Raw genomic sequence first — 19,657 nt, 5'->3', positions numbered from 1 at the left:
AGACGAATTAACGGCCTTTGAAGTGAGCCACGTTGTCCTTGGTGGCTGCGGCAGTGCTGGCCAGGTGCAGCCGCTCGCCGCTGTTGGCGTCGAACAGCAGCACCCGCGCCGGGTCCAGTTGCAGGTTGAGGTTGTCGCCAACCTGGCAGGCCACATCGGGCGCCAGGCGGCAGCACACCTTGGTCTGGTTGAGGGTGACGAACACCAGCAGGTCCGGCCCGGTGGGTTCGGTGACCTGCACTTCGGCACGAATGGCCGGCAGGCCGTTGCCCTCGCTGGCCCCCAGGGCGATCTGCTCAGGGCGGATGCCCAGCAGGATTTCACGGCCATCCTGTTCATTGGCGGCCAGCCCCAAGGGCAGCTCGCAGCGCGCCTGGCCGCTGTCGAGCAGCGCCAGCAGGCGGCCATCCCGTTGCTTGAGGCGGGCCGGAATGAAGTTCATTGGCGGCGAGCCGATGAAGCTGGCGACAAACTGGTTGGCCGGGTCGTTGTAGATCTGTTGCGGGGTACCGAACTGCTGGATGATGCCATCTTTCATCACCGCAACCTTGTCGCCCAGGGTCATGGCCTCGATCTGGTCATGGGTGACGTACACGGTGGTGGTCTTCAGGCGCTGGTGCATCAGCTTCATTTCGGTACGCATCTCGACCCGCAGCTTGGCGTCCAGGTTGGACAGCGGCTCGTCGAACAGGTAGATCTTCGGCCGCCGCGCCAGTGCCCGGCCCATGGCCACGCGCTGCTGCTGGCCGCCCGACAGCTGCGCCGGTTTGCGCGCCAGCAGGTGCTCGATCTGCAGCAGCTTGGCCACCCGCGCCACCTCTTCATCGATTGCCGCCTGCGGCAGCTTGCGGATTTTCAGGCCAAATTCGATGTTTTCGCGCACGCTCATGGTCGGGTACAGCGCATAGGACTGAAACACCATGGCGATGTCGCGGTCCTTGGGGCTCATGCCACTGACGTCCTGCCCGTCGATGAGAATGGCCCCACCGGTGATCTGCTCCAGGCCGGCGATGCAGTTCATCAGGGTCGATTTGCCACAGCCCGACGGGCCAACCAAAATCAGGAACTCGCCGTCGCTGATCGACAGCTGGATGTCCTTGAGGGTATCGGGCAGGCCGGTGCCGTAGGTCTTGTTTACATTGCGCAGTTCGAGCGTTGCCATGACTTACCCCTTGACTGCGCCGGCCGTCAGCCCGCGCACGAAATATTTGCCTGCCACCACGTAGACCAGCAGGGTTGGAAGGCCGGCGATCATCGCAGCCGCCATGTCGACGTTGTATTCCTTGGCGCCGGTGCTGGTGTTCACCAGGTTGTTCAGGGCCACGGTGATCGGTTGCGAGTCGCCGCTGGAAAACACCACGCCGAACAGGAAATCGTTCCAGATCTGGGTGAACTGCCAGATCAGGCAGACCATGATGATCGGCGTCGACATCGGCAGGATGATGCGGCGGAAAATGGTGAAGAACCCGGCGCCATCCAGGCGCGCCGCCTTGACCAGCGCATCCGGGATGCTCACGTAGAAGTTGCGGAAGAACAGGGTGGTGAAGGCCAGCCCGTAGACCACGTGCACCAGCACCAGGCCACTGGTGGTGCTGGCCAGGCCGAGCTTGCCGAGGGTGAACGAGGCCGGCAGCAACACTGTCTGGAATGGCAGGAAGCAGCCGAACAGCAGCAGCCCGAAGAACAGCTGCGACCCGCGGAAGCGCCACATCGACAACACATAGCCGTTCAACGCGCCGATGGTGGTGGAGATCAGCACCGCCGGCACGGTGATCATGATCGAGTTCCAGAAGTAACCGCTGACGGTACCCCAGGCCTTGACCCAGCCAATGCCGGTGATCACCGCGGGCCAGCTCAGCAGGTTGCCGGTGCTGATGTCTTCCGGGGTTTTGAAGCTGGTCAGCAGCATCACCACCAGCGGCACCAGGTACAGCAGCACAGCGATCAGCAACACGCCATGGATGGCGATACGGCCAAGGCTCAGTGCCGGTTTTTCGGCAGGCCTATTCGATGCGCTATGCATGGCGTTTGCTCCGCAGCTCCGAGTACAGGTAAGGCACGAGGATCGCCAGAATCGCGCCCAGCATGAGGATGGCGCTGGCCGACCCCATGCCCATCTGGCCGCGGCTGAAAGTGAACGAGTACATGAACATGGCCGGCAGGTCGGATGAGTAACCCGGGCCACCGGCGGTCATCGCCGCCACCAGGTCGAAGCTCTTGATGGCAATGTGCGAAAGAATCATCAGCGCACTGAAAAACACCGGGCGCAGGCTGGGCAGCACCACTGTCCAGTAAATGCGTGGCAGGCTGGCACCGTCGATCTGCGCAGCGCGGATGATGGATTGGTCAACCCCGCGCAGCCCGGCCAGGAACATGGCCATGATGAAGCCCGATGCCTGCCACACGGCGGCGATCACCAGGCAGTACACCACCCGGTCCGGGTCGATCAGCCAGTCCAGCCGGAAGCCCTCCCAGCCCCAGTCGCGCAGCAGCTTGTCCAGGCCCATGCCAGGGTTGAGCAGCCACTTCCAGGCGGTGCCGGTAACGATCATCGACAGGGCCATGGGGTACAGGTAAATGGTCCGGATAAAACCTTCGCGGCGAATGCGCTGGTCCAGCAATACCGCCAGCAACACGCCAATGGCCAGGCTGATGGCGATGAACAGGCCGCCGAACAGCAGCAGGTTCTTGCTGGCCACCCACCAGCGATCGTTGTCGAACAGCCGGGCATATTGCGCCAGGCCCGCCCACTTGTAGGTGGGCAGGAAGGTCGAGGTGGTGAAGGACAGCACGAATGTCCAGAGGATGTAGCCGTAGAAGCCCACCAGCACAATGAACATGCTTGGTGCCAGCACCAGCTTGGGTAGCCAGCGCTGCAGCGCGTCCAGGGGTGAGGCCCGCAATTGGGCGGTAGTTGTGGTCATGGTTCACCTCAAAGGCGCTGCACTCCGGGTAGGAGCGGCCTTGCGTCGCGATGGGCTGCTGCGCAGCCCTGAGGACTCAAGTTCGACACCTACCTGAAAGATCGAGTGCGCAGGTTTGGGGCTGCTGCGCAGCCCATCGCGACGCAAGGCCGCTCCTACAACGGGACCGCGTCAGCCTTTACTGGGCCGCCTTGATCGCCGCCGCCAGCTTCTTCGCCGCATCGGCCGGGTCGGCCTTGGGGTCGTTGATGTAGTTGGTCACCACATCGAAGAACGCGCCCTGCACGGCCAGCGTGGTGGCCATGTTGTGCGCCATGCTTGGCTGCAGGCCGCCCGTCTTGGCGTCGGCGAGGAAGTCCTTGGCGGAGGTTTGCGCGCAGCTGTCGAAGCCATACTTGCCCATGTTGCCGAGCATGTCGTTACGCACCGGAATCGACCCTTTGTTGATGCTGAAGACCTTCTGGAAGTCCTCGCCCAGCACCTTGCGCGCGATGTCCTGCTGCCCGGCGGATGTTCCGGCGTCGTTCTGCTTGAACACCACCAGCGAGTCGATGTTGTACAGGAAGGCCTCGTCAGTGCCGGGGAATGGGACGCACTGGTAATCCTTGCCGGCGGTTTTCTTCGCCAGGGTCCATTCGCTCTTGGCCCAGTCACCCATGATCTGCATGCCGGCCTTGCCGTTGATGACCTTGGCCGCTTCCAGGTTCCAGTCCTGGCCCTTGCCATCCTGGTCCATGTAGGTGGCGACCTTTTTCAGCTCGGTCAGTGCCTTGACCATTTGCGGGCCAGCCAGGGTGGCGCTGTCGAGGTCGACCAGGGCCTTCTTGTAGCCATCGACGCCCATCACTGCCAGGACCACGTTTTCGAACACGGTGCTGTCCTGCCAAGGCTGGCCGCCATGGGCAAGCGCAATGAAGCCGGCGGCCTTGAGCTTGTCGGCAGCGGCATAGAATTCGTCGAGGGCGCTGGGCGCCTTGTCGATGCCGGCTTTCTTGAAGACTTCGGGGTTGATCCACAGCCAGTTGATACGGTGGATGTTGACCGGCACGGCAACGTAGTCACCGTCGTACTTCACGGTATCGGCGACCTTATTGTCGAGCAGCGAGTCCCACTTTTCTTCCTTGGCCACGTCCTTGAGCACATCGGCATCGAGCAGGCCGGTGGCCGCCCAGTCCTGGATGTCCGGCCCCTTGATCTGCGCCACACCGGGTGGGTTGCCGGCGACTGCGCGGCTCTTGAGTACGGTCATGGCGGTGGCCCCGCCGCCGCCGGCAACGGCGCCGTCCTTCCAGGTGAAGCCGTCTTTCTCGACTTGCGCCTTGAGCACATCGACCGCTGCTTTTTCACCGCCAGAGGTCCACCAGTGCACCACCTCTACACTGCCTTTGCTTTCGGCGGCGCTGGCGCCCAGCGGCAGTAAGGAGGCGAGCGAGATAGCAGCGGCGAGACAGAGTTTGGAATTCATCGAAGCACCTTTCTTGTTGTTATGCGTGCAAGTCAAACGCTTGCGTTGCATGGAGTCTAAACAGCGTGCCCGCCCCGTCAGGTAACGAAGCGATGCGTGAATGTCATCATTTGGTTACATTGCTGCCCAGGTTGCTGGCCAGGCTGGGCGCTAGCGGCAAGCCTGGCAGCAGCAGCGCCTGGTAGGCGTGATAGAGGTCGGGCTTGCCCGGCCAGATGGTCCCGGCCGGCCGGTTGTTGCTATCGAGTTCGTGGTGCCAGCTGCCCGCCACAGGGTCGATGAAGTGGTTGGCGATAAACCCCCAGAGGGTGCGGTACCACTGCTCGTAACGGGCCTCGCCGGTACGCTGCAACAAGGCCGCGGCGGCGGCGCACGCTTCGGCGTGCACCCAGTGCAGGCGCGCATTCACCACCGGGCGGTTGGCCCAGTCCAGGGTGTAGACGAAACCCTCTGCGCCATCGACGTTCCAGGCGTGCTGGCAGGCGGCCTCGAACAGCCCGCTGGCACTTTCTGCCAGCCACTGCGGTGCCGGCAGCCCGGCACGTTGCAGGCTGGCCTCCAGGTGCAGTAGCAAACGCGCCCATTCCAAGGCGTGCCCAGGCGTGGTGCCAAAGGGCCGGAAATGATCGGCGGGGTGGTCGTGGTTGTAGTCCGCCACGGGCTGCCAGTGCACGTCGAAGTGTTCGATCACCCGGTAACCGCTACCGGCGGCATGGGTATGGATGATGCGTTCGGCGATACGCAACGCGCGTTGCAGCCACAGCGTGTTGCCGGTGACATCAGCCAGGGCCAGGAACGCCTCGGTCGCATGCATGTTGCTGTTGGCGCCACGGTACGGCTCGGGCAACTGCCAGGCACGGGAGTAAGCCTCTTGCAGGGCACCTTCGGCTTCGCTCCAGAAATGCCGCTCGATCACCTCGATGGCGTCTGCCAGCAGGCCCCTGGCACCGGCGGCGCCCGCCACCACGGCAGAGCTGGCGGCCAGGGCGACGAAGGCATGCAGGTAGGCGGCCTTGCCGCTGTCCTGCTGGCCATCGGGGTGAGCGAACCAGCCCCCATAGCTGGCATCCTGCATGGCCCCGCGCAGGGCGGCCACGCCGTGCTCGGCGTAGGCCAGGCAGCCTGGAATGCCTTGCAGGTGAGCCAGGGCAAAACAGTGGGTCATGCGCGCCGTGTTCATGGTTTCGGCGCGGGCACCAGCGGCGAGTTGGCCTTTGGCATCCAGGTTGCCGAAGCCGTCCGGGCGTTTCGCGGCTTTGGCAAAGGCCAGCAGCCGCTGGGCCTCGGCCAGGCGCCAGGCCGTATGAGCCGGGGCTTTCAGCCAGCTGGTGGAGGGCAGGAGGTGGGTAATCATGAGCCAGCTTTATCCTTGCCAGTCGTGTGCGAATTCTAGCCAGCGGGGTCGAGGCAGATGTCACGAAGGAGGCTGGGATTGTCACTGGGCAGTGACAATTGAGTGACCTGAGTGCAAACCTTGAAACCCGTGCGGCCCTTGCAGGCAACACGGAAAATCAGTCCATGCCTCGCGGCAGGAACAAGGTTACCCGCAGCCCGCCGTCGCGCAGGTTCAGCAAACTCACCTCGCCGCCGTGGCTATGGGCAATATTGCGTGCAATCCCCAACCCCAGCCCGTAACCCTGTTGCTGGGCGGCCAGGCGGAAGTGTGGCTCGAACACCTGCTCCAGCTGCTGCTGGGGTACCCCCGGCCCTTGGTCATCCACCTGCAGCACAAAGCCCTCGGCGCTGTCGATGATACGCAGTTGCGCCCGTTCGCCGTACTTGATGGCGTTGTCGATCAGGTTGCCGATGCAGCGCCGCAGGGCCAGAGGTTTGCCGGGGTACGGTGCAAGCGCCTTGCCGTACACAGTGACGCGACCATCGGCCAGGTAAGGCTCGGCCAGGATATCCAGCACCTGATTGAGGTCGACGGGCTCGATGTTCTCGTGGATGTCGGTGTCCTTCACGCATTGCAGGGCGCCTTTGACCAGCAGCTCCAGCTCGTCCAGGTCCTGGCTGAACTTGGCTTGCAGGCGCTCGTCTTCCAACAGCTCGACACGCAGGCGCAGGCGGGTTATTGGTGTGCGCAGGTCGTGGGATATGGCGCTGAACAACTGGCTGCGTTCGGTCAGGTAACGGCTGATACGTTCGCGCATGCTGTTGAATGCCCGGCTCACCTCGACCACTTCGCTGCCGCCACCTTCCGCCAGCGGCGCCACATCAGCGCCCAGCGACATTTCCCGCGCGGCCCGGGCCAGGCGTTTGAGTGGCCAGCTTTGCCAGTGCACCAGCAAGCCGATGAACAGCAACAGCAAGGCCGTGGTCAGCACCATGAACCCCACCTGCTGGCGTGGCAGGCGTTCGGCTTCCAGGCCGGTATACGGCTCGGGCAGCAACGAGGCGATGTACAGCCACTCCCCCTCACCCAGGCGGATCTGCGTGACCAACACCGGTGGCTTGAGGGGCTCGAGCGTCAGCGAGTAATGCGCCCACGAGCGCGGCAGCTCGTCGAGCTTGAGGCCGCTGTTGAAGATACGCAGCTCGTCAGGCCCGACGAATTCGACGGAAATTTCCATCTGCGACCCCAGACGCTCGTGCAACACCTGCTGGAATACATCGATCACCGCCTGCTTGCGCGCCGTGACGGGCAACGCCTGCATGTCCAGCGGGGTGGCGTTGAGCGATACGAAAAACCGCGTGCCGCCCATGCTGCGCAACTGATCGAGTACCAGCGGCCGGTAGGCCACTGGCAACGACCGGAAGTAACTGACGCTGGCGCTCATCGAATGGGCCAGGCTGCTGGCACTGGCCCGCAACCCCTGCAACTGGCTGGCGCGCAGTTGGGAAACCCAGATGATGCTCGACAACCCCTGGGCCAGCAGCACCACCAGCAGGGTCAGCAGCAGCATGCGCCCCAGCAGTGAGCGGGGCAGCAAGCGCCAGCGCCGCTCAGGGCGCACAGCAGACATGCGCCGCCAACAGGTAACCGCTGCCGCGCACGGTGCGGATCAGCCGGGGAGGTTTATCGGTGTCGCGCAGGCGCTGGCGCAGGCGACTGACCGCCATGTCGACGATACGGTCCAGCGGCATCGGCTCGCGGCCGCGGGTGGCATTGCCGATGGTGTCGCGGTCGAGGATTTGCTGTGGGTGGTCGAGGAACAGCTTGAGCAGTGCGAAGTCGGCACCGGAGAGAATCACCTCCTCACCATCGCGGTGGAACAGCCGGTGGCTGACCGTGTCCAGGCGCCAGTCATCGAAGGCCAGCACCGCGCTCCCCGGCGCCGCCTGGCCAAACTCGGCGCGGCGCAGCAGGGCCTTTAGCCGCGCCTGCAGCTCGCGCGGGCTGAACGGTTTGCCCAGGTAGTCGTCGGCACCCAGCTCCAGGCCGATGACCCGGTCGGCTTCATCGGAACTGGCAGTGAGCATGATGATTGGCACACGCGCCCGGCGCGGATGCTGCCGAACCCAGCGGCACAGGCTGAAACCATCTTCATCGGGCAACATGACATCGAGAATGACCAGGTCGCAGGGGCTGCTGTCCAGCGCGCGGCGAAAGCCCGCGCCGTCGGCTTCGGCATGCACCTGGAAGCCGGAGCGGCTCAAATAGGTTTGCAGCAGTTCACGGATTTCCTGGTCGTCGTCGACCATCAGGATCGATTTGCCGGCAGTGCTCAAGGTGGTCCTTCCTCTTCTTGGTTACAGGTCTTTGCTGCCTGTTTTTATTGGGGCTGCTTTGCAGCCCTTCGCGGGCTTGCCCGCGATGGGCCGCAAAGCGACCCCAGTCAATGGTCCAGCGCTTGCTGCAACGCCACACCCGCCCCCAGCAACCCGGAAAACTCCGCCGTCACCAGCCACACCGGCACACCCGCAAAGTAGCCGCTCATGCAGCCTTTGTCGGCAAAGCTGGCGGCGAACCCGCTGCGCAGGAACAACTCGGCAAACCGCGGGATGACCCCGCCAACGATATAGACCCCACCGCGCGCGCCCAGGGTAAGCACATTGTTCCCGGCCACGCGCCCCAGGAACCGGCAGAACTGCTCGATCACCGCCAGTGCCCGTGGCTCGCCGCCCAGTGCTGCATCGGTGATCTGCGCCGGGGACGTGTGCCGTGGGGTGTCGCCGTCCAGCGCACACAGGGCCTGGTAAAGCCGTACCAGGCCACCCCCGCTGAGTACCGTCTCGGCACTGACATGGCCGATTTGCTGGTGGATCTGCTGGTGGATCGCCGCTTCGCGGGCGTTGCCCACCGGCAGGTCCACATGCCCGCCTTCGCCCGGCAAGGCCTGCCAGTGCTGCCCGCCAAGGCGCAGCAGCGAACCCACGCCAAGGCCGGTGCCCGGGCCGATCACCAGTGCCGGGCGCGTGGGGTCTGCCTGGCCGGGGCACACCTGGCGCACTTCGCCTTCTTGCAGGCGGGTCATGCCCAACGCCATGGCGGTGAAATCATTGATCAACACCAGCCGCTCGACCTGCAAGATCTTGCAGAACGCCAGGCGGCTCAGGCGCCAGTGGTTGTTGGTGAAGCGAAACTCGTCGCCCTCGACCGGCCCTGCCACCGCCAGGCACACCGCGGCCAGGCCGCCGCGGGCGATGCCCTGGCCATGCAGATAGGCCTCGATAGCCTGCTCCGGGCTGGTGTAGTCCGCGGTAGCGAAGACTTTTACCTCGTGCAACTGGTTGTCACGCCACAACGCAAAACGGGCGTTGGTGCCGCCGATATCGCCAACCAGCAGGTCCTTCATTTAAGGTTCTCCAGGGCAGAGGTGAAGGCACTGGCGCCCTGCTCTGCCGGGCTGAACGCCATGCGCATGAAGCCGAACAGCTCGCGCCCGCACCCCAGGTCATTGCCCTGGGGCGCCGGCGGCAGGTCGCGGCTGGCCAGTTCTTCGGCCGATACCAGTACCCGCAGCGTGCCTTCGACACCATCAACGCGCACCATATCACCATCGCGCACCCGTGCCAGCGGGCCACCGTCATAGGCTTCGGGGCACACGTGGATCGCCGCCGGGATCTTGCCCGAAGCGCCGGACATGCGCCCGTCGGTAACCAGCGCCACCTTGAAGCCGCGGTCTTGCAGCACGCCCAGGAACGGCGTGAGCTTGTGCAGCTCGGGCATGCCATTGCAGCGGGGGCCCTGGAAGCGCACCACGGCCACGAAATCACACTCCAGCTCACCGGCCTTGAATGCATCGGCCAGCGACTGCTGATCGTGGAACACCCGCGCCGGGGCCTCGACCACCTGGTGCTCGGCAGCTACAGCCGAAACCTTCATCACGCCACGCCCCAGGTTGCCCTCCATCACCCGCAGGCCGCCTTCGGCCGAGAACGGCCGCGCGACCGGGCGCAGGATGCTTTCGTCCAGGCTTTGCAGCGGGCCTTCGCGCCATACCAGCTTGCCATCATCGAGGAACGGCTCCTGGGTGTAACGGCGCAGGCCGTGGCCGGCGACGGTGTTGACGTCTTCGTGCAACAGGCCGGCATCGAGCAGCTCGCGGATCAGGAAGGCCATGCCGCCAGCGGCCTGGAAGTGGTTGATGTCAGCCTTGCCGTTGGGGTAGACATGCGACAGGGTGGGCACGACCTCGGAGAGGTCGGCCATGTCCTGCCAGGTCAGCTGTATGCCGGCAGCCTGGGCAATTGCCGGGATATGCAGGGTATGGTTGGTGGAGCCACCCGTGGCGTGCAGGGCAACGATGGAGTTGACCAGCGCCTTCTCGTCGACGATTTCGCCCAGCGGCATGAAGCTGCCACTGGCCTTGGTCATGCGCGTGACCTGTTGCGCGGCCTCGGCGGTGAGCGCATCGCGCAGCGGCGTGTACGGGTTGACGAACGACGCGCCAGGCAGATGCAGGCCCATCACCTCCATCACCAGCTGGTTGGTATTGGCGGTGCCGTAGAAGGTGCAGGTACCCGGGCTGTGGTAGGAATTCATCTCCGACTCCAGCAGCTCCTCGCGGCTGGCCTTGCCTTCGGCATAGCGCTGGCGCACGTCGGCCTTCTGCTTGTTGGAAATGCCGGAAACCATCGGCCCGCCCGGCACGAAAATGGTCGGCAAGTGGCCAAAGCGCAACGCGCCCATCATCAGCCCGGGGACGATCTTGTCGCAAATGCCCAGCATCAGCGCGGCGTCGAACATGTTGTGCGACAGCGCTACCGCGGTGGACATGGCAATCACTTCCCGGCTGGCGATGGCCAGCTCCATGCCCGGCTCACCCTGGGTCACGCCGTCGCACATGGCCGGCACGCCACCGGCGAACTGGCCGACCGAGCCGACCTCGCGCAGGGCCTGCTTGATCTGCTCGGGGAAGTGCAGGTACGGCTGGTGGGCCGACAGCATGTCGTTGTAGGCCGAGACGATGGCCACGTTGGCGGCGTTCATCAGGCGCAGCGTTTGCTTGTCGTCGCTGCCGCAACCGGCCACCCCGTGGGCGAAGTTGGCGCACTGCAGGCTGGCGCGCATGGGCCCGTCACTGGCCGCGCCGCGAATCAGCTGCAGGTAGCGTTCGCGGGTGGCTCGGCTGCGTTCGACCAGCCGCTGGGTGACCTCAAGGATGCGCGGATGCATGTACTGGACTCCAGACTAATTGTAAGGGCGGTTTACCGGGCATTTCCCCTCCAACCGATTGCCGCCTAGGCTCAAGACCAGGAGCCCGCTGCATCGGTAGAGGCATCTTGCCCCACCACTCGTTGTATGTTTAAACAAAATACTGCCACTAAAAAGGCTTGTTTTCTATCTGATAGTGAATAATCTTGTAATTCCAACAACAAAACCGTTTCAGTGAAGCTCCTTTGTGCCACAGGTTTCACTCGGACTGCCAGAGGTACTGCCATGACCCTTCGCATCGCCATCAATGGATTCGGCCGCATCGGCCGTAACGTCCTGCGCGCACTGTATACCCAAGGCTACCGCCAGGACTTGCAGGTCGTCGCCATCAACGACCTGGGCGACAGCGCCATGAACGCCCACCTGCTCAAGTACGACAGCGTGCACGGCACCTTCGACGCCACGGTCGAGGCCGACCACGAAAGCCTCACGGTCAATGGTGACCGTATCGCGGTCAGTGCCATTCGCAACCCGGCCGAACTGCCGTGGAAGGCCGAAGCGATCGATGTGGTGTTCGAATGCACCGGGTTGTTTACCGAGCGGGCCAAGGCAGCTGCCCACCTGGCTGCCGGGGCGGGCAAGGTGATTGTCTCGGCGCCGGCCAAAGGGGCTGATGCCACCGTGGTGTACGGGGTCAACCATGACGTGCTGCGGGCTTCGCACCAGGTCATTTCCAACGCCTCGTGCACCACCAACTGCCTGGCACCGATCGCCCAGGTGCTGCACCGCGAGTTCGGCATCGAGCAAGGCCTGATGACCACCATCCACGCCTATACCAACGACCAGGTGCTGACCGACGTTTACCACAGCGACCCGTACCGCGCGCGCTCGGCAACCCAGTCGATGATCCCCAGCAAGACCGGCGCGGCCGAGGCGGTAGGCCTGGTACTGCCGGAACTGGCCGGCAAACTGACCGGTATGGCCGTGCGGGTGCCGGTGATCAACGTGTCGCTGGTGGACCTGACCGTGAACCTCAAGCGCGAGGCCACCGCCGAGCAGGTCAACCAGTTGTTCCTCGAGGCGAGCAAGCATTCCAAGGTCTTGGGCTACAACGCGTTGCCATTGGTTTCCTGCGATTTCAACCACAACCCGCTGTCGTCGATCTTCGATGCCAACCACACCCGCGCCAACGGGCGCATGCTCAAGGTGCTGGCCTGGTATGACAACGAGTGGGGCTTCAGCAACCGCATGCTGGATAACTGCCTGGCGTTGTGCAGGGCCCGGTGAGCCTGACGGGGCACTTTGGGCGCCTGTGAGACCCGGCGCCGCGCGGGCGGCGCTCGGTCTCGAATACACAGAACATCCTCCCCCAGCCACCAGCGGGCTCACAATCTTTACCTTTTCCTAACATTTCCAGACTTGACCTTCCGCATAGATGATAAGCATTATCATTATCTTTTGGTCGGTCAGGTCTTCTCGTGAGTCAGTCCCGGTTCAACGCCGTCTTCCTCCTCCAGCGCCTTTCCCTGCTGCGCACCCTGCAGCGCATGGTCGGCAACCCCAGCACCGCCGAGGACCTGCTGCAGGAAACCTACCTGCGGGTGTCGCGCGCCCTGGGCGAGCGGCCTGTCGAGCACATCGAACCCTTCGTGTTCCAGACGGCCCGCAACCTGGCGCTCGACCACTTGCGCGCCCGCCGGGTGCAGGCCCGCATGCTGGTCGACGACGTGCCCGACGAGGTGCTGCACAGCGTGGCCGCACCGGCCAGCAGCAACGAGGATGCCGCGCACGCCGAACAACTGCTCAAGCACCTGAGCATCAGCCTGAACCAGCTGAGCGAGCGCCAGCAGCGCATCTTCATTCTCAGCCGCCTGCATGGCGCCACCTACCTGGAAATTGCCCAGCAACTGAATGTTTCGGCCAGTACGGTACAAAAGGAACTGAAGCTGATCATGGCCATCTGCATGGGCGTCGCCGAGCGCCTGAAGTAAACCGGCCGCTGGCCAGCCCCTCAACGTAAAGCCCTTGCCACACCACGCCGTAGCCTTGATCATTTGCAAAAAACCACGCAAGGATTCCCCGTGACCGACAGCCCCGCCCCTCGCCCGTCACCTGCCGGGCCCAATGCCCGTGCGCGTGCCATGGACGAGGCGCTGGAATGGCTGGTACGCCTGCAAGGCGCCGATGCCGACGACACCCTCGCCTTCCAGGCCTGGTTGAGCGCAGCGCCAGAAAACGCCGAAGCCTATGTCGAGGCAGAAGCGCTGTGGAACGGTATGCCGCTGCACCAGGTGGCCACGCAGATGCACCGGCAGCAGCGTCGGTCGTGGCGCGGGCGCCTGCGCAGCCACTGGAAGCCGTTGGCGACGGCAGCCGTGCTGCTGGTTGGGCTGGTGACCTTCGGTAACCTGCCGACACGCCTGCAGGCCGACCACCTGACCGTGGTCGGCGAACGCCAGCGCCTGCAACTGGACGATGGCGCGAAGGTGCTGCTGAATACCAATTCGGCGTTCGCCAGTGACCGCCGCGGCGGCCGCCAGGTCGCGCGCCTGCTGCAGGGTGAAGCCTACTTCCAGGTGCCGCAGAACGCGCCGATGCCGCTGGAAGTCCAGGCCGGGCCATTGCGCGCGCAAGCACGCGATACCGATTTCGCCGTGCGCTACCTCAACGGTGAAGCGCAACTGCGGGTGCAGCGCGGCGATGTCGACCTGCAAGGTGCGCGTGACCAGCGCATACGCCTCAGCGCTGGCGACAGCATCAGTGTGGGCCCCCAGGGCATTGGCCAGCGCCAGCGCCCCGACATGCACAAGGACCTGGCCTGGGTCGATGGCCGCCTGGTGTTCGAAAACTGCCCGCTGAGCCAGGTCCTGGCCGAAGTCCGGCGCTATTACCCCGGCTGGATCATCAACCGCAATACCCAGCTGGATGACGTTGCCGTAACCGGCAACTACCGCCTCGACCAACCGCTGGAAACCCTGCGCGCGCTGGCTCACATCACCTCCGCCCAGTTGCATGAGTACCCGGCGCTGGTCATCCTGAACTGACTGTTTGCCTCCCCTACGGCCACGCCGCCGCGCAGCCCGGCATGCCTGTTCAACGCTTTTGCATTTATTTTTACGCGGTTTTGCGCCCCCATCCGTCTCGTTATAGCCAATGCAACTGATTCTTGTTTAACAAACGAGAACAGACACCTATAACTGTCTGCACGTTTGGGAGCGCTTCCGATGTACACAGGTATTACCCGCTCGTCTTCCCTTCCCCGCCGTACCGGGCAGCTTTCGCTGCTGACCTTGGCATTGCTCGCCAGCGGCGCCTGCAGCCTGCCGGCGCTGGCTGCCGAACCGGCCCGCGCCAGCAGCCCGCGCATGGGCGATTACCGCTTCAGCATCGGCCAGCAACCGCTGGTGTCGGCCATCAACGCCTTCAGCCAGGTCACCGGTTGGCAGGTTGGCTTCAGCGCCGAGTTGGCCGAAGGCGTGGCCTCACCCGGTGTACAGGGTGCTCTGCCGCCAGATGCCGCGCTCAAGCGCCTGTTGCAGGGCACCGGGCTGAGCTTTCGCAAGATCGGCAATGCCAATGTGGTACTCGAACGCCAGGCCGCGAACAATGTGATCGCGCTGCAGCAAGTGACCGTCAGCGCCACCCGCAGTGCCCAGGACGTGAGCCAGGTGCCGAGCACGGTCAGCGTGCAGACCCGAGCGCAACTGGACCGCCAGAACGTCAACAACATCCAGGACCTGGTGCGTTACGAACCGGGTGTGTCGGTGGCCGGCACCGGCCAGCGCAGTGGCCTCAACGGCTACAACATCCGCGGTATCGACGGCGAGCGGATTCTCACCCAGGTCGACGGTGTGGCGATCCCCGACAGTTTCTTCTACGGCCCCTACGCGCAAACCCAACGCAACTATGTCGACCCGGAAATCGTCAAGCGCGTGGAAATCCTGCGCGGCCCGGCCTCGGTGCTGTATGGCAGCAATGCGATCGGCGGCGCGGTCAGCTACTTCACCCTCGACCCCGACGACATCATCAAGCCAGGCAAGGATGTTGGTGCACGCCTGAAAAGCGGTTACAGCTCGGCGGACGAAAGCTGGCTGACCTCGGCCACCGTCGCCGGGCGCCAGGGCGATGTCGACGGCCTGCTGCACCTGAGCCAGCGCAATGGCCACGAGACCGAGACCCAAGGCCACCACAGCGGTGCCGGCCTGGCCCGTACCGAAGCCAACCCGATGGACGTGCGGACCACCAACGTGCTGGCCAAGGCAGGCTGGAACTACGCTGACGACGCCCGCCTGGGCGTTACTTACGAGCGCTACAAGGACGACCGCGACCAGAACATCCTCAGCGCCGCGGGAGGGCCGTTCATACCCGGGTTCGGGGGCATGGGCTACTACAAGGCGCGCAGCGGCAACGACACCATCACCCGCGAACGCTTCGGCATCAACCATGAATTCGGCCTGGACACGCTGTTCGCTGACCAGGTGAAGTGGAGCCTGAACTACCAGGTCGCCAAGACCGACCAGCACACCGATGAAATCTATGCGCCACCTGGCCGCCAGGTACTGCGCACCCGCGACACCCGTTACAAGGACCGCCAGTGGGTATTCGATGCCCAGCTGGACAAAGCCTTCAGCATCGGCAGCACCGACCACTTGCTGACCTACGGCACCACCCTCAAGCACGAGAAAATCACCGGGTCGCGCAGTGGCACGGGCACCTGCCTGGCCGTAGGCTCGGGTTGCGCTGCCGCCGGCGCGCCGCGCCCGGCCGACGGCCAGGTGCTGGTCAGTGATTTCCCGGACCCGACCGTGAACACCTACAGCCTGTTCGTGCAGGATGAAATCCGCTGGAACCGCTGGACCTTCCTGCCAGGCGCCCGTTACGACTACACGCGCATGCAGCCCAAGTTCACCGAGGCGTTCCTGCGTGGCCTGGAGTCCACCGCCACCGCGCCCACCTCCCAGGACGACTCGGACAAGACGTGGCACCGCGTCTCGCCCAAGTTCGGCCTGACCTACGCCTTCGATGACCACTACACCTGGTACGGCCAGTACGCTGAGGGCTTCCGCACGCCGACCGCCAAGTCCATGTACGGGAAATTCGTCAACCTAGACCAAGGCTACCGGGTAGAAGGCAACCCAGGGCTGGAGCCTGAAAAGAGCAAGGGCTACGAAACCGGCCTGCGCGGCAACTTCGACGCCGGTAACTTCGACGTGGCGGTGTTCTACAACAAGTACCGCGACTTCATCGACGAAGACGCCGTGCAGAGCGCCAACCTGGAACAGACCTTCCAGGCCAACAACATCAAGCACGCCACCATCAAGGGCGCCGAGGTCAAGGGCCGCCTCAACCTTGACCACTTCGGAGCGCCACAAGGCCTGTATACCCAGGGCTCGATTGCCTATACCTATGGCCGTAACGATGACACCGGCGAACCGCTGAACACGGTCAACCCGCTCAAAGGCGTGTTCGGCCTGGGTTACGAGCAACACAACTATGGTGGCTTGCTGAGCTGGACGCTGGTCAAGCGCAAGACCCGGGTCGACGACAGCACCTTCTACTCGCCAGACGGTTCGAGCACGAAGTTCCGCACGCCAGGCTATGGCGTGCTGGACCTGACCGGTTTCTACAAGGTGACCGACGACGTCACCATCAACGCCGGGCTGTACAACCTGACCGACAAGAAATACTGGCAGTGGGACTCGGTACGCAGCTATGACGGCCAGGGTGAAGCGGCTGTGACCCAGCCGGCCAACATCGACCGTTTGAGCATGCCGGGGCGCAACTTCGGCATCAATGTGGTGTGGGATATCTGAAGGTACCAGGTTTGCAGCGCCTGTGGGATCAGGCGCCGCCCGCGCGGCGCCTGATCCCACAGGCAACGCAATGACCCGTCGGTAGATACCCGGTTTTTTTTACTGTTCCGCCCCCGCTGCTTCGTCTTGTCTCTAGACGCCCTCTTTCCAAGGACTGCCCCATGACCGACCGCCCAGCCTTGCGCTCCCAGCGCCTGAACCAGATCACCCACGCCCCGCACGCCGAACTGGATGCCCTGGTCAAATCCCACGCCCCATTCGACAGCCGCGAAAGTTTCGCCCGCTTCGTGGTCGCCCAGTACCTGTTCCAATCCGAGCTGCAGGCCCTGTACAACGACCCGCAACTGATTGCCATCGTCCCCGACCTGGCCGCGCGCTGCCGGGCCGACCAAGCCCGCCTCGACCTCGCCGACCTCGACACCCAGGTGCCGGCCGCGGTGCCGGGTGCCTTGGCCAATCCGAGCCTGGGCGAGGCAATGGGCTGGATCTTCGTCTCCGAAGGCTCCAAACTGGGCGCTGCGTTTCTGATCAAACGGGCCGCAGCGCTAGGCCTGTCCGACAGCTTCGGCGCCCGGCACCTGGGCGAGCCGGCCGGTGGCCGTGCTGAAGGCTGGAAGCAGTTCACCCGCATCCTGGATGCCCTGGACCTGTCGGCCGAAGAAGACGCGGCTGCCGAGCGCGGCGCAGTAGCGGCATTCGAGCGCTTCACCGAGCTGCTCAAGCATGCCTATGCTGCAGATGCTGCGCTGGTTTGATACGCCTTAGCCGGCCACCCTTCCGGTGGCCGCACCGTTTTTTGCAGTGAGACCATGACCCGACCCGCCCGCTCGAAACTCGCCCGCCTGCTGTATGGAATACTGGCTTACGTGAGCCTGGGGGTGGGCCTGGTCGCGATCGTCATTCCCGGCCTGCCAACCACCGAATTCATCCTGCTGGCAGCGTGGGCTGCAACGCGCAGTTCGCCACGGTTGTCGGCCTGGCTGGAAAACCACCGCCTGTTCGGGCCGATTCTGTACAACTGGCGCAACGGCAAGGTGATCCAGCGCCGCGCCAAGGTCAGCGCTACCCTCAGCATGCTGCTCTGTGCAGGCCTGATGCTGACCTTTCTCGAACACCACTGGCCGGTATTCCTCGCCATCGCCGGCATGACCCTGGGCAACCTGTGGATCTGGTCACGCCCGGAGCACGCCTGCGCAGCCCCATCACAAGCTCAGCAACCCTGAATACAGGGCGTAGGCGGCCAGCGCCGCGCCTGCCAGCACGGCCGCGAAAATCAGCTTTTCCCACGTGGTGAACAGGGTTTGCCGCTGCTCATGCTTGGCCCTGGCGAACAGGATCACGCCCGGGGCATACAGCAACGCCGACAACAGCAGGTACTTGAGCCCGCCGGCATACAGCAGCCAGATGGCGTAGAGCAAGGCAACCAGCGCCACCAGCACGTCTTTGCGCCGCAACCGTGGCTGCGCGGCGTAGCTCTCGCCACGCACCGCCAGCAGCAGCGCATAGGCCGCCGACCACAGGTAAGGCACCAGGATCATCGACGACGCCAGGTAGATCAGGCTGGTGTAAGTGCCGGCCGAGAACAACGTGATCAGCAGGAAACCCTGGATCATGCAGTTGGTGAGCCACAGGGCATTGGCCGGTACATGGTTGGCGTTTTCCTTGGCCAGGAAGCGCGGCATGGTCTTGTCACGAGCGGTGGCGTAAAGAATCTCGGCACACAACAATGCCCAGGAAAGCAACGCCCCCAGCAGCGAAACCGCCAGGCCGATACTGATCAGCAATGCGCCCCAAGGGCCGACGATATGCTCCAGCACCGACGCCAGCGAAGGGTTCTGCAAACCGGCAAGCTCCGGCTGGGTCATCACCCCGAGGGACAGCACGTTGACCAGCACCAGTAGCGCCAGCACACCGAGAAAGCCGATGACCGTGGCCTTGCCCACATCGGAGCGGCGCTGGGCCCGCCCGGAGTAGACGCTGGCGCCCTCGATGCCGATGAACACGAATACGGTCACCAGCATCATGTTGCGCACCTGCTCCAGCACACCTCCGAACTGAGGGTTGCTCAACCCCCAGATATCCCGGGTGAAGATATCGGCGCGGAAGGCGAATGCGGCAATCACCACGAAAATCAGGATGGGCACCACTTTGGCCACGGTGGTCACCTGGTTGATGAACGCCGCCTCCTTGATGCCGCGCAAGACCAGAAAGTGCACCGCCCACAGCAGGACTGAGGCACAACCGATGGCGACAGGCGTATTGCCCTCGCCAAATACAGGGAAGTAGAAACCCAGGGTGCTGAACAGCAATACGAAGTAACCGACGTTGCCCAGCCAGGCGCTGATCCAGTAGCCCCAGGCCGATGAGAAGCCCATGTAGTCGCCAAAACCGGCTTTGGCGTAGGCATATACTCCCGAGTCCAGTTCCGGCTTGCGGTTGGCCAGGGTCTGGAACACGAAGGCCAGGGCCAGCATGCCCACCGCAGTGATGGTCCAGCCGATCAGCACCGCCCCTACATCGGCACGCGCCGCCATGTTCTGCGGCAACGAGAATATCCCGCCGCCAATCATCGAGCCGACCACCAACGCGATCAGCGCGCCCAAGCGTAGCTTCTGACCCGGTTCGCTCATGTATCCCCCGTTTTTTCGCCAATGTCATACGAATGCAACAGCGTTTGCGGCCATATAGAAACGCTTGCTTATAGTGAACCCATTCACAAAAAGACGCGCGGTAATAACAGTTTTATCTATAAATAGATTCTGTAAAAACTAGCAGCTAGATAGTCACTGGAAAAGAAAGTGATAAAACTTGAAATATGCGTAAAAAAGTGGCGAAAGCCGCGAAAGCGGCTAGCGTCAAGCATCGCAGGCTGAACAGAGCGTTTGCTCTAGAATGACATGGAGGTGCCAGCGCG

Annotated in this window: 17 protein-coding genes; 6 read left to right on the top strand and 11 right to left on the bottom strand. The window is 63.7% G+C overall.

The features are described from left to right. Nucleotides 1–7: 7 nt before the first annotated feature. From ugpC to FPB55_RS04865, 10 genes are all read right to left on the bottom strand, one after another. Nucleotides 8–1,162, bottom strand: a complete 1,155-nt coding sequence (gene ugpC, locus FPB55_RS04910; RefSeq protein WP_070085913.1) for a sn-glycerol-3-phosphate ABC transporter ATP-binding protein UgpC — start codon at nucleotides 1,160–1,162, stop codon at nucleotides 8–10. A 3-nt stretch (nucleotides 1,163–1,165) separates the two neighbouring features. Next, a complete protein-coding gene (locus FPB55_RS04905) occupies nucleotides 1,166–2,023 on the bottom strand; it encodes a carbohydrate ABC transporter permease (protein ID WP_144187608.1) in 858 nt (285 codons plus the stop codon). Continuing rightward, the gene (locus tag FPB55_RS04900; protein WP_009683405.1) at nucleotides 2,016–2,924 is read right to left on the bottom strand and encodes a sugar ABC transporter permease; all 909 of its coding nucleotides are present in this window, start codon (nucleotides 2,922–2,924) and stop codon (nucleotides 2,016–2,018) included. Before FPB55_RS04900 ends, FPB55_RS04905 begins: the two co-directional genes overlap by 8 nt. Before the next feature lie 178 nt (nucleotides 2,925–3,102). Beyond that, nucleotides 3,103–4,389: an ABC transporter substrate-binding protein gene (locus FPB55_RS04895; RefSeq protein ID WP_144187606.1), complete on the bottom strand. Its 1,287-nt coding sequence runs from the start codon at nucleotides 4,387–4,389 to the stop codon at nucleotides 3,103–3,105. 106 nt (nucleotides 4,390–4,495) lie between these two features. Beyond that, nucleotides 4,496–5,743, bottom strand: a complete 1,248-nt coding sequence (locus FPB55_RS04890) for an AGE family epimerase/isomerase (RefSeq protein ID WP_144187604.1) — start codon at nucleotides 5,741–5,743, stop codon at nucleotides 4,496–4,498. Nucleotides 5,744–5,900: 157 nt separating this feature from the next. Further along, nucleotides 5,901–7,355 carry an ATP-binding protein gene (locus FPB55_RS04885; protein ID WP_054881599.1) on the bottom strand — a complete coding sequence of 485 codons (1,455 nt, stop codon included), beginning with the start codon at nucleotides 7,353–7,355 and terminating at the stop codon, nucleotides 5,901–5,903. Beyond that, nucleotides 7,336–8,061, bottom strand: coding sequence for a two-component system response regulator GltR (gene gltR / locus FPB55_RS04880; RefSeq protein ID WP_029885496.1), 726 nt, complete (start codon nucleotides 8,059–8,061; stop codon nucleotides 7,336–7,338). Before gltR ends, FPB55_RS04885 begins: the two co-directional genes overlap by 20 nt. A 107-nt stretch (nucleotides 8,062–8,168) precedes the next feature. Continuing rightward, nucleotides 8,169–9,128 (bottom strand): glucokinase, encoded by a 960-nt coding sequence (locus FPB55_RS04875; protein ID WP_144187602.1) that lies wholly within the window; start codon nucleotides 9,126–9,128, stop codon nucleotides 8,169–8,171. Then, nucleotides 9,125–10,951, bottom strand: a complete 1,827-nt coding sequence (gene edd / locus FPB55_RS04870; RefSeq protein ID WP_009683397.1) for a phosphogluconate dehydratase — start codon at nucleotides 10,949–10,951, stop codon at nucleotides 9,125–9,127. The genes FPB55_RS04875 and edd overlap by 4 nt, the downstream gene beginning before the upstream one ends. A 71-nt stretch (nucleotides 10,952–11,022) precedes the next feature. Then, the gene (locus FPB55_RS04865) at nucleotides 11,023–11,217 is read right to left on the bottom strand and encodes a hypothetical protein (protein ID WP_125855529.1); all 195 of its coding nucleotides are present in this window, start codon (nucleotides 11,215–11,217) and stop codon (nucleotides 11,023–11,025) included. On the opposite strand from FPB55_RS04865, the gene gap reads away from it, so the two are divergent. The 6 genes from gap to FPB55_RS04835 all read left to right on the top strand — a co-directional run bounded on the left by gap (nucleotide 11,216) and on the right by FPB55_RS04835 (nucleotide 17,966). Further along, complete coding sequence (gene gap, locus FPB55_RS04860; protein ID WP_054881597.1) at nucleotides 11,216–12,217, top strand: type I glyceraldehyde-3-phosphate dehydrogenase; 1,002 nt, start codon at nucleotides 11,216–11,218, stop codon at nucleotides 12,215–12,217. The genes FPB55_RS04865 and gap overlap by 2 nt on opposite strands. A 191-nt stretch (nucleotides 12,218–12,408) precedes the next feature. Further along, nucleotides 12,409–12,921, top strand: a complete 513-nt coding sequence (locus FPB55_RS04855) for an RNA polymerase sigma factor (RefSeq protein WP_144187600.1) — start codon at nucleotides 12,409–12,411, stop codon at nucleotides 12,919–12,921. A gap of 90 nt (nucleotides 12,922–13,011) precedes the next feature. Further along, on the top strand, nucleotides 13,012–13,974 hold the full coding sequence (locus FPB55_RS04850; RefSeq protein ID WP_047150079.1) for a FecR domain-containing protein: 963 nt from the start codon (nucleotides 13,012–13,014) through the stop codon (nucleotides 13,972–13,974). A gap of 180 nt (nucleotides 13,975–14,154) precedes the next feature. Beyond that, nucleotides 14,155–16,743: a TonB-dependent receptor gene (locus FPB55_RS04845; RefSeq protein ID WP_054881594.1), complete on the top strand. Its 2,589-nt coding sequence runs from the start codon at nucleotides 14,155–14,157 to the stop codon at nucleotides 16,741–16,743. A gap of 161 nt (nucleotides 16,744–16,904) precedes the next feature. Then, nucleotides 16,905–17,498, top strand: coding sequence for a biliverdin-producing heme oxygenase (locus FPB55_RS04840; protein WP_054881593.1), 594 nt, complete (start codon nucleotides 16,905–16,907; stop codon nucleotides 17,496–17,498). Between the two features lie 54 nt (nucleotides 17,499–17,552). Further along, nucleotides 17,553–17,966, top strand: coding sequence for a YbaN family protein (locus FPB55_RS04835; RefSeq protein ID WP_009683390.1), 414 nt, complete (start codon nucleotides 17,553–17,555; stop codon nucleotides 17,964–17,966). On the opposite strand, the gene arcD is transcribed toward FPB55_RS04835, so the two are convergent. Beyond that, entirely contained in the window at nucleotides 17,946–19,373 is a 1,428-nt protein-coding gene (arcD, locus tag FPB55_RS04830; protein ID WP_054881592.1) for an arginine-ornithine antiporter, read from the bottom strand. The two genes, FPB55_RS04835 and arcD, sit on opposite strands and share 21 nt — an antisense overlap. Between the last annotated feature and the right edge of the window lie 284 nt (nucleotides 19,374–19,657).

The sequence above is a fragment of the Pseudomonas sp. BJP69 genome (assembly GCF_007633355.1).
Classification (GTDB): Bacteria; Pseudomonadota; Gammaproteobacteria; order Pseudomonadales; family Pseudomonadaceae; genus Aquipseudomonas; species Aquipseudomonas juntendi.
Note: the sequence above shows the minus strand (reverse complement) of the source record. Positions and strands in the feature narration are given on the sequence as shown.

What these genes read in the sequence shown, in the direction of transcription:
- arcD (WP_054881592.1), bottom strand. Translation starts at nt 19,373, where the DNA reads ATGAGCGAACCGGGTCAGAAGCTACGCTTGGGCGCGCTGATCGCGTTG.
- gap (WP_054881597.1), top strand. Translation starts at nt 11,216, where the DNA reads ATGACCCTTCGCATCGCCATCAATGGATTCGGCCGCATCGGCCGTAAC.
- edd (WP_009683397.1), bottom strand. Translation starts at nt 10,951, where the DNA reads ATGCATCCGCGCATCCTTGAGGTCACCCAGCGGCTGGTCGAACGCAGC.
- FPB55_RS04835 (WP_009683390.1), top strand. Translation starts at nt 17,553, where the DNA reads ATGACCCGACCCGCCCGCTCGAAACTCGCCCGCCTGCTGTATGGAATA.
- FPB55_RS04900 (WP_009683405.1), bottom strand. Translation starts at nt 2,924, where the DNA reads ATGACCACAACTACCGCCCAATTGCGGGCCTCACCCCTGGACGCGCTG.
- FPB55_RS04895 (WP_144187606.1), bottom strand. Translation starts at nt 4,389, where the DNA reads ATGAATTCCAAACTCTGTCTCGCCGCTGCTATCTCGCTCGCCTCCTTA.
- FPB55_RS04875 (WP_144187602.1), bottom strand. Translation starts at nt 9,128, where the DNA reads ATGAAGGACCTGCTGGTTGGCGATATCGGCGGCACCAACGCCCGTTTT.
- FPB55_RS04885 (WP_054881599.1), bottom strand. Translation starts at nt 7,355, where the DNA reads ATGTCTGCTGTGCGCCCTGAGCGGCGCTGGCGCTTGCTGCCCCGCTCA.
- ugpC (WP_070085913.1), bottom strand. Translation starts at nt 1,162, where the DNA reads ATGGCAACGCTCGAACTGCGCAATGTAAACAAGACCTACGGCACCGGC.
- FPB55_RS04905 (WP_144187608.1), bottom strand. Translation starts at nt 2,023, where the DNA reads ATGCATAGCGCATCGAATAGGCCTGCCGAAAAACCGGCACTGAGCCTT.
- FPB55_RS04840 (WP_054881593.1), top strand. Translation starts at nt 16,905, where the DNA reads ATGACCGACCGCCCAGCCTTGCGCTCCCAGCGCCTGAACCAGATCACC.
- FPB55_RS04845 (WP_054881594.1), top strand. Translation starts at nt 14,155, where the DNA reads ATGTACACAGGTATTACCCGCTCGTCTTCCCTTCCCCGCCGTACCGGG.
- FPB55_RS04890 (WP_144187604.1), bottom strand. Translation starts at nt 5,743, where the DNA reads ATGATTACCCACCTCCTGCCCTCCACCAGCTGGCTGAAAGCCCCGGCT.
- FPB55_RS04865 (WP_125855529.1), bottom strand. Translation starts at nt 11,217, where the DNA reads ATGGCAGTACCTCTGGCAGTCCGAGTGAAACCTGTGGCACAAAGGAGC.